At 49.1% G+C, this 8188-nt stretch carries 8 protein-coding genes, 1 pseudogene and 1 riboswitch; of the genes and pseudogenes, 6 read left to right on the forward strand and 3 right to left on the reverse strand.

Annotated elements, in window-relative coordinates; genetic code table 11:
• Together IJ369_RS03795 and argC are read right to left on the reverse strand one after the other, a co-directional pair.
• Positions 1-446 (reverse strand): bifunctional ornithine acetyltransferase/N-acetylglutamate synthase (locus IJ369_RS03795; RefSeq protein ID WP_290716170.1); only part of this gene is annotated, 446 nt, incomplete at its 3' end.
• Positions 447-458: 12 nt separating this feature from the next.
• Positions 459-1388, reverse strand: coding sequence for an N-acetyl-gamma-glutamyl-phosphate reductase (argC, locus tag IJ369_RS03800; protein ID WP_290716172.1), 930 nt, complete (start codon positions 1386-1388; stop codon positions 459-461).
• A gap of 366 nt (positions 1389-1754) precedes the next feature.
• Between argC and IJ369_RS03805 the strand changes: the two genes are divergently transcribed.
• Both IJ369_RS03805 and IJ369_RS03810 read left to right on the forward strand, forming a co-directional pair.
• Positions 1755-2669, forward strand: a complete 915-nt coding sequence (locus IJ369_RS03805) for an aldo/keto reductase (RefSeq protein ID WP_290716175.1) — start codon at positions 1755-1757, stop codon at positions 2667-2669.
• Between the two features lie 113 nt (positions 2670-2782).
• Positions 2783-2950: riboswitch (Lysine riboswitch) on the forward strand.
• A 140-nt stretch (positions 2951-3090) separates the two neighbouring features.
• Positions 3091-4749 carry a Na+/H+ antiporter NhaC family protein gene (locus IJ369_RS03810; RefSeq protein ID WP_330612923.1) on the forward strand — a complete coding sequence of 553 codons (1659 nt, stop codon included), beginning with the start codon at positions 3091-3093 and terminating at the stop codon, positions 4747-4749.
• 51 nt (positions 4750-4800) lie between these two features.
• Here the strand turns inward: IJ369_RS03810 and IJ369_RS03815 are convergent, their stop codons facing one another.
• Positions 4801-5955, reverse strand: a complete 1155-nt coding sequence (locus tag IJ369_RS03815; protein WP_290716178.1) for an SLC13 family permease — start codon at positions 5953-5955, stop codon at positions 4801-4803.
• A gap of 147 nt (positions 5956-6102) precedes the next feature.
• On the opposite strand from IJ369_RS03815, the gene IJ369_RS03820 reads away from it, so the two are divergent.
• The 4 genes and pseudogenes from IJ369_RS03820 to IJ369_RS10885 form a co-directional block, all read left to right on the forward strand.
• Positions 6103-6648 (forward strand): helix-turn-helix domain-containing protein, encoded by a 546-nt coding sequence (locus IJ369_RS03820; protein ID WP_290716180.1) that lies wholly within the window; start codon positions 6103-6105, stop codon positions 6646-6648.
• A 12-nt stretch (positions 6649-6660) separates the two neighbouring features.
• A complete protein-coding gene (locus IJ369_RS03825; protein ID WP_290716182.1) occupies positions 6661-7497 on the forward strand; it encodes a deoxyribonuclease IV in 837 nt (278 codons plus the stop codon).
• A gap of 1 nt (position 7498) precedes the next feature.
• Positions 7499-7957, forward strand: a complete 459-nt coding sequence (locus IJ369_RS03830) for a methylated-DNA--[protein]-cysteine S-methyltransferase (protein ID WP_290716185.1) — start codon at positions 7499-7501, stop codon at positions 7955-7957.
• Between the two features lie 117 nt (positions 7958-8074).
• Positions 8075-8188 (forward strand): annotated as a pseudogene (locus IJ369_RS10885) (purine-nucleoside phosphorylase); the annotation flags it as partial.

Consider the following 8188-nt stretch of genomic DNA (forward strand, 5'->3'; position numbering starts at 1 on the left):
ATGGCTTCCACTGCGTCAGCGTTGCCGTCCTTAGACAGGATAGGAGCCAGAGCAGCGATGCCTTTTTCAATGGGTTCGATGGGCAGAACCTGACCGATGACACCTGTGGATGCCACGATGATATCTTCGGGCTTCAGATGCAGAGCCTGTGCCGCCAGAACACACATTTTTTCGGCTTTTTCCACGCCGTCAGCGTTGCATGTATTGGCGTTGCCGCTGTTGCAGACCATAGCCTGTGCCATGCCGTCGGCAATGTTGTTTCTGGTTACCGTGATAGGTGCGCCATAAACTTTATTCTGTGTATAAACCGCTGCTGCGTTGCAGGGCTTTTCGCTATAGATCATGGCGATATCTTTTTTTGCTGTGTTGCTGGATTTTACGCCGCAGTGCAGGCCGCCGGCGATAAAACCCTTGGGGGCAGTTACGCCACTACTTATCTTTTGCATAGATTTCCCTCCTTAAATCAAACCTGTGGTCTCATCGAGACCCAGTACGATATTCATATTCTGAACAGCGGCGCCGGATGCGCCTTTGCCCAGGTTATCGAATACACTGATCAGTGTCATTCTGTCATCATTGCCTTCCAGATACAGCTTCAGTTCGTTGGTATCGCTGAGGGGATTAGAAGCCAGGAAGTTTGTTTCTTCTGTGCCTACGCTGATGAGCTTTGCATCTTTGTAGTAATCCTTCAGCATTGCCAGCAGTTCATCCTTTGTCACTTTCTTTTTGAAGAGAGAAGAGATCAGAGGGATGCAGGTCGCCATGCCGCTGTAATAATCCCCGACGATGGGGCAGAATACAGGGGGATTGTCGATGCCTGTTACGTGCTGCATTTCGGGCAGGTGTTTATGTTTCTGGCTCAGGCCGTACTGTCTGGGGCTATCCAGCAGAACAGATCTGTTTTCCGCGTTATAATCTGCGATCATTGCCTTGCCGCCGCCGCTGTAGCCTGTCAGGCTATGGGCTGTCAGGGGATAATCTGTGCCGATGATTCCCATTTCCACCAGAGGATACACCGCTGCGATGAAGCCTGTGGCATGGCAGCCGGGGTTGGCGATGCGCTTGGAATTTTTGATCTTTTCTCTGTGCGCAGGGGAAAGTTCGGGGAAACCGTATGTCCAGTCAGGGTCTACACGATGGGCCGTGCTGGCGTCAATGATGCAGGTATTGGGGTTTTCCACCAGCTTCACTGCTTCCTTGGCCGCGTCATCGGGCAGGCAAAGGAAAACGACTTCCGCCTCGTTCATCAGTCTTTTTCTTTCTGCCTCGTCCTTTCTCAGCTCTTCGCTGATGAGCAGGATCTCGATATCTTTATGATTCTGTAATTTCTGACGGAGCTGCAGGCCTGTTGTGCCTACCTGACCGTCAATATATACTTTATGCTTCATAAGGCCATCCTTTCTTTCTATTTTCTGGTTTTATTTGAAGTTTCTGTTGATTCAGAGTAAAAATGATTTATACTTTATTATATACCTCTCAAAAATGAAGTCAACAAATTTGTGTATAATTATGCAATTTTAGCGGATTGCAGGAAAGAATGGCTGAAAATGGAGATTCTCAATGGGAAAATGCACAAAAAATTCCGGATGGATGGGGGAGGGTTCTGGTAATAGCGGAGATAGAATGGAGGAAATTGGTCCATATCTTCCGATGAAGAGGATTGTCTATGCGCTGTGCACAGAATAATATACAATGGTTTGTGAAATTTATGCATAGTTTTATGAATAAATGTATAAAGGGAAGGATGTATTGGTATGGAATATGTAAAAATCACGGAAAACCTCAGTTTATCACGCATCATCCAGGGATTCTGGCGGCTGACGGACTGGAACTGGGACACAGAAACACTGGCGAATTTTATGCGGGGCTGTATCGAACGGGGCGTAACCACCTTTGACACGGCAGAAATCTATGGAAACACCGTCTGCGAAACGGAAATGGGGAAGGTTTTCGAAAAATATCCCGAAATTCGTCAACAAATTCAGCTGGTAACAAAAACAGGCATCAAGAAAATCGCAGGCATGCCCTATGGCGACGGAAAGGTAGTCAAAATCGCGAAACACTACGACACCCGTTATGAAACCATCAAGCAGGCCTGCCGCGACAGCATCGAAAGACTGCACTGCGGCGACATCGACCTGTATCTCATCCACAGGGAAGACCCTCTCCTTGACCCCCACGAAGCGGCAAAGGCTTTGCTGGAGCTGAAGGAGGAAGGATTGGTAAAGGAGATCGGTGTTTCCAATTTCGACCCCTTCAAATTCAATGCTCTGAATAACTGTACCGGCGGCCAGCTGGTGATGAATCAGATCGAATTCAGCCCCGTCTGCTATGAGCATATCAACAGCGGCATGCTGGACTTGCTTCTGGAAAAGCGCATCCACCCCATGATCTGGTCTCCTCTGGCAGGCGGTAAAATCTTCACTTCCGAGGAAGAGCCTTATAAAAAGGTACGTTCTGTTCTGGAAGAAATTGCAGAAAGACATAACACTGCCCCCGAAACCATCCTTTACGCATGGATATTGTATCATCCCGCGGGGATGCTGCCTTTGGTGGGCAGCAATAAGCTGCACCGCCTGGACAACGCCATTGCTGCGCTGGAGATTCAGCTGGAGCATTGGGAATGGTATGAGATATACCTGGCAACAGGAGAAAAACGCATGCGCTAAGGGGCAAAAAGCCACAAAAAACCTGAAATTTCTGGCTTTTTCCAAGAAAGACTTGACTTTGTTCCCTTAGTATGTTATGAATGAAAGAAGGTCTGACGAAACGTCAGACAATAATATAAGATAGAGGTGCGATGCCGATGAGTATCCCCCGAAAAAGCCGTGGGCGGCTGGGGAGGAAGGGCGGCATTGCCGAAGCGGTCTTTTCTGCCCAAGGGGAATTTCCGCTGGGACATTGCAGAATATGTAATGTACTGTCACTGATGTGGAGCGCTATCGGAAACCTGTAACATAATCTGACTATGATTATAAGGCCGTGCTTCGCGCGGTCTTTTTTCATGTTTCCCAGCAATCTTATATTCGTTCAGTATGTACTGAACACGCAATTATCTTTATTATTTCAATTCCTGAAAGGAGAAGGGTTATGAAAACCAAAAGCAACATCAAAAACAGATGGCTTGGCATGATCTTTGTCGTTGTACTGGTAGCGACAGCCATGGCCACAACTGCTTTCGGTGGGGAAGCCGAAGCAGCAGAATATACCAGCAATATGTATGCAACAGTATGGTCTCTGGTACCTCCCCTGGTTGCCATCATTCTGGCGCTGATCACAAAGGAAGTTTATTCTTCCCTGTTTGTAGGTATCGTAGTAGGCGGTCTGTTCTATGCAAACTTTGACCTGAAAATGGCATACCTGACAATTTTCACAAACGACACAGACGGCGGTATGCTGGCGAAGCTGTCCGACAGCTGGAACGTTGGTATCCTGATCTTCCTGGTTATCCTGGGTATCATTGTTGCCCTGATGAACAAAGCAGGCGGTTCCGCTGCTTACGGCAAATGGGCTTCCACTACATTCAAAACAAGACGCAGCGCGATGCTGGGTACATCCCTGCTGGGCTGCCTGATCTTTGTGGATGACTACTTCAACTGCCTGACAGTAGGCTCCGTTATGCGCCCTGTTACAGACACACACAAGGTTTCCAGAGCAAAACTGGCATACCTGATCGACGCAACAGCTGCTCCTGTATGTATCATCGCTCCCATCTCTTCCTGGGCTGCTGCCGTAGCTGGCGTTGTAGAAGGCGTGAACGGCTTAGACCTGTTTATCAGAGCGATCCCTTACAACTTCTATGCGCTGCTGACGATCCTGACAATGGTAGTGCTGACAATGACAAACACAGACTTCGGCCCCATGCTGGAACATGAAAGAAATGCACAGCTGAACGGCGACCTGTACACAACAGATGCAAGACCTTACGCTGGCGCTGAAGCTTCTACAGCTCCCGTTGGCAATGGTAAAGTAATCGACCTGATCCTGCCCGTAGTTGTTCTGATCATCTCCTGCGTTATCGGTATGATCTACACAGGCGGTTTCTTCGATGGCGAAACATTCATCGATGCATTTGCAAACTGCGATGCTTCTGTTGGTCTGCTGCTGGGCTCTGCTGCAGCACTGCTGATCACATTCCTGTTGTACATCCCTCGTAAAGTTCTGACATTCCGTCAGTTCATGGAATGTCTGCCCGAAGGCTTCAAAGCAATGGTTCCTGCCATTATGATCCTGACATTCGCATGGACACTGTCCGGCGTTACAGGTCTGCTGGGTGCTGACGTATTCGTAGCCGGCATTCTGGAAAACAGCACAGGCGTACTGCAGGCATTCATCCCCGTGATCGTATTCTGTATCGCTGTATTCCTGGCATTCGCAACAGGCACATCCTGGGGTACATTCGGTATCCTGCTGCCTATCGTAGTGCCTATCATGGACCCTGCAAGCGAAATGCTGACAATCACAGTAGCTGCTACTCTGGCTGGTGCGGTTTGCGGTGACCACTGCTCTCCCATCTCCGATACAACCATCATGGCTTCCACAGGTGCACAGTGTGACCACGTGAACCACGTTTCCACACAGCTGCCCTACGCACTGCTGGTTGCGGCGGTTTCTGCAGTAAACTATGTGATCGCCGGTTTCGTTCAGAACTGGGTGATCAACCTGCCTATCGCTATCGTTTCCATGATCGTAACAGTTCTGATCATCCGTAAAGCATACGGCAATAAAGAACTGCCCGTAGAAAAATAATCAGATATAAAAATAAGCCTCGAGTCGTAAGACTTGAGGCTTTTCTTATGTTTAAATATATGTCAGCAGAACTTCCAGAGGAAGGAAGGGCAGGAACACATTGACTGCCAGAAGGATGAATGCAAAGAGCATATTCATCCATGTGAAGTGGAACATATAGCTGCCTTTTTTCGCCCCGGGAACCTGTGCAAAATATTTATAGGAGATCAGGCTTGCCATAGAGGCGATCAGCGTACCCAGACCGCCGATATTCACCCCTGCGATGAGGGAACCGTACTCTGTCGTAAACTCTGACAGGAGCACCGCTGCGGGCACGTTGCTGATGAACTGGCTGGCCAGGAAGGATACAAAGACTTCTCTGCCCATGAGCAGGTTCTGCAGGGTTTCCCGGATAGCGGGAATACGCCCCAGATTGCCGATGAGGACGAAGAAAAATACGAAGGTCAGCAGCAGGTTATAATCCAATCCTTTCAGGATGCCCTTCTGGAAGAAGACGAACCAGATCAGAATGACCACCAAAATGGCCTGATAGGGAGCGATGCGGAATACCGCCAGGAGGCACAGCAGGAACAGCACACCGAGGGAGAAAAGAACCCCCTTTTCTTTGGATGTCCATTGCTTCTTCGGCTCCTGTTTTTCTGTTTCCAGGGGTTTTTTCCCTTGAAAATAACAGAACACATACAGCAGGAAGTAGGATACTGCCACATAGGGCAGAGTTACGGCGAAAAACTCGCCTATTTCCATGCCGGAGATGGTGTAGAGGAACAGATTCTGGGGATTGCCCACGGGGGTCAGCATACTGCCCAGGTTTGCAGCAATGGTCTGGAGGACGATGAAGGGGATCAGTTTCTCCTGCAGGTTTGCTCTCTCCAGCAACATGATAGTGAAGGGGACAAAGGTGATGAGGGCTACGTCATTGGTGACGAACATGGCGGAGAAGAAGCACAGCATGACCAGCGTGGTGGCCAGCTGGCGCATTTTTCTGGCTCGCGCCAGCAGCAGATTCGCCATGCGGTCGAATACCCCCAGTTGCTGAAAGCCCCCCATGACCGCCATCAGACAGAAGAGCAGCACCAGCACCCTGATGTCGCAGTATTCTATGTACCCTGCATCGGGCGGGATGATGAAGGCGGATACAACTGCCAGTACCCCCGATATGCAGAGTATGGTTTCTTTTTTGAAAAATGCGAGTAATTTTTCTTTCATAATTTTCTTTTCCATTTCTTTGTCGAATTTTCTATAACCGTGACAATTATACGGCGGGAAAGGGGCAGATGCAAGCAAAAACAAAGTTTTTTGAAGTCTCCTCCTGATTTGTGGTATACTTGTTATAGAAAGAAAGGAGGTTCCTCCATGAATTTGAATGAGATCATTGCAACGAATTTAAAACGTCTGCGGGCAGAAAGAGGACTCAGTTTGGGCAAGCTTTCGGAGCTTTCCGGCGTCAGCAAGGTGATGCTGAGCCAGATCGAAAAAGGCGAATCCAGCCCCACCATCAATACCCTCTGGAAAATTGCCAGCGGCCTGCAGGTTTCCTATACAAAGCTCATCGATGAGCAGATCGAAGTGCCTTCCGTCATCCGCAAGGATGAAAGCGCTCGGGTAGACCATGAGGGCTATCGCGTTTACCACTACAGCACTGCCAACCCCGCCCGCGATTTCGAGTTTTTCAATGGCGAACTGGACCCCCACGCAGAATTTACTTCCGAAGGCCATGGGGTCAATACCCATGAATATGTGCTGGTTACAAAGGGGGAGATGATTTTGCTCTATGGCGGGGAAGAATATATCCTGCAGGAGGGTGATTTTGTCCATTTCGACTGTACCCAGCCTCACACCTATAAAAACCGTGGGGACAGCATGACGGAATTCACCAATATCGTTTACTATATCGGTTAAGGAGGACAATGTATGTTTTGGATAGGATGCCATCTCTCTGCGGCGAAGGGCTACCTTGCCATGGGGAAGGAAGCGGTGCAGCTGGGGGCCAATGTGTTCCAGTTTTTCACCAGAAACCCCCGCGGCGGTTCCGTAAAGGCTCTGGATATGAAAGACGTGGAAGCATACTGCACTTTCCATAAAGAAAATAATTTCGGCACACTGCTGGCCCATGCGCCCTATACCATAAACCTCTGTGCGGCGAAGGAAGACCTGCGTACATTCGCGCGCAATACCATGAAAGAAGATTTATCTCGCTTAGAACTTTTGCCCGATGTGATGTTCAATTTCCACCCCGGCAGCCATGTGAAGCAGGGGGCGGATGTGGGTATCCCCCTCATCGCCGATGCTTTGAACGATATCCTTTCCACCGGCGGAAAGACCACCATCCTGCTGGAGACTATGGCAGGCAAGGGCAGCGAAGTGGGCAGAAGCTTTGAAGAACTGCGTGCCATTATCGACAGGGTGGAACAGAAGGAACGCTTGGGCGTTTGTCTGGATACCTGCCATGTGTATGACGGCGGCTATGATATTTTGAGTGACCTGGATGGCGTTTTGAAAGAGTTTGACGATATCATCGGCCTGGACAGATTGAAAGCCATCCATCTGAACGACAGCAAAAACCCCATGGGCAGCCATAAGGACAGACACGAAAAAATCGGCGAAGGCACCCTGGGGCTGGAGGGCGTGGCGAACGTTATCAACCACCCTAAGTTGGCGCATCTGCCCTTCTATTTGGAGACCCCCAACGAAGCGGAAGGCTATGCCAGGGAAATTGCCCTGCTGAGAAGTCTGAGAAAGAATGATTGATATGGAAAAGATCTATTTTTATGAAGATACGCCGGTGGGGAAGCTTTGCATCGGGGAAACCAACGGCGCCATCACCCGTGTGACTTGGGAACATCTGCCAAAGGAATATGTTCTGGAGGAAACGGAACTCATCCGCAAATGCAAACAGCAGTTGGATGAATTTTTTGAAGGAAAGCGAAAAGAATTTGACCTCCCTCTTGCCCCTACGGGAACGGTATTTCAGAAAAAGGTCTGGGACGCCCTGACGAAAATCCCCTACGGCGAGACTTGTTCCTATAAGGATATCGCCATCGCCGTGGATAATCCCAAAGGCTTTCGCGCTGTGGGCATGGCAAATAACAAAAATCCCATCGCCATCATCGTGCCCTGCCATCGGGTCATCGGAAGCAATGGCAAGCTGGTGGGCTATGCCGGCGGGATGGATGTCAAGACTTTCCTGCTTCAGCTGGAACAGAAATAAGTGTAAAATAAGCACCTGAAAACAGGTGCTTTTTCTTTTCAAACGGCAAAAAAACTGGTATAGTGATACTATAGGAACACAGACAACTATTTTTCTTTATATAAGGAGGCAAACATTATGGCAACACCTCATATCAACGCAAAAGACAACGATTTCGCAAAAACCGTACTGATGCCCGGCGACCCTCTGCGCGCAAAATTCATCGCTGAAACATTCCTGACAGACCCCGTG

Origin of the sequence: Anaerotignum sp. (assembly GCF_017483025.1) — a bacterium.
Classification (GTDB): Bacteria; Bacillota; Clostridia; order Lachnospirales; family Anaerotignaceae; genus Anaerotignum_A.

Coding starts and splice junctions, on each gene's coding strand:
- argC (WP_290716172.1), bottom strand. CDS start 1,388: ATGAAGCATAAAGTATATATTGACGGTCAGGTAGGCACAACAGGCCTG.
- IJ369_RS03820 (WP_290716180.1), top strand. CDS start 6,103: ATGAATTTGAATGAGATCATTGCAACGAATTTAAAACGTCTGCGGGCA.
- IJ369_RS03805 (WP_290716175.1), top strand. CDS start 1,755: ATGGAATATGTAAAAATCACGGAAAACCTCAGTTTATCACGCATCATC.
- IJ369_RS03810 (WP_330612923.1), top strand. CDS start 3,091: ATGAAAACCAAAAGCAACATCAAAAACAGATGGCTTGGCATGATCTTT.
- IJ369_RS03830 (WP_290716185.1), top strand. CDS start 7,499: ATGGAAAAGATCTATTTTTATGAAGATACGCCGGTGGGGAAGCTTTGC.
- IJ369_RS03815 (WP_290716178.1), bottom strand. CDS start 5,955: ATGAAAGAAAAATTACTCGCATTTTTCAAAAAAGAAACCATACTCTGC.
- IJ369_RS03825 (WP_290716182.1), top strand. CDS start 6,661: ATGTTTTGGATAGGATGCCATCTCTCTGCGGCGAAGGGCTACCTTGCC.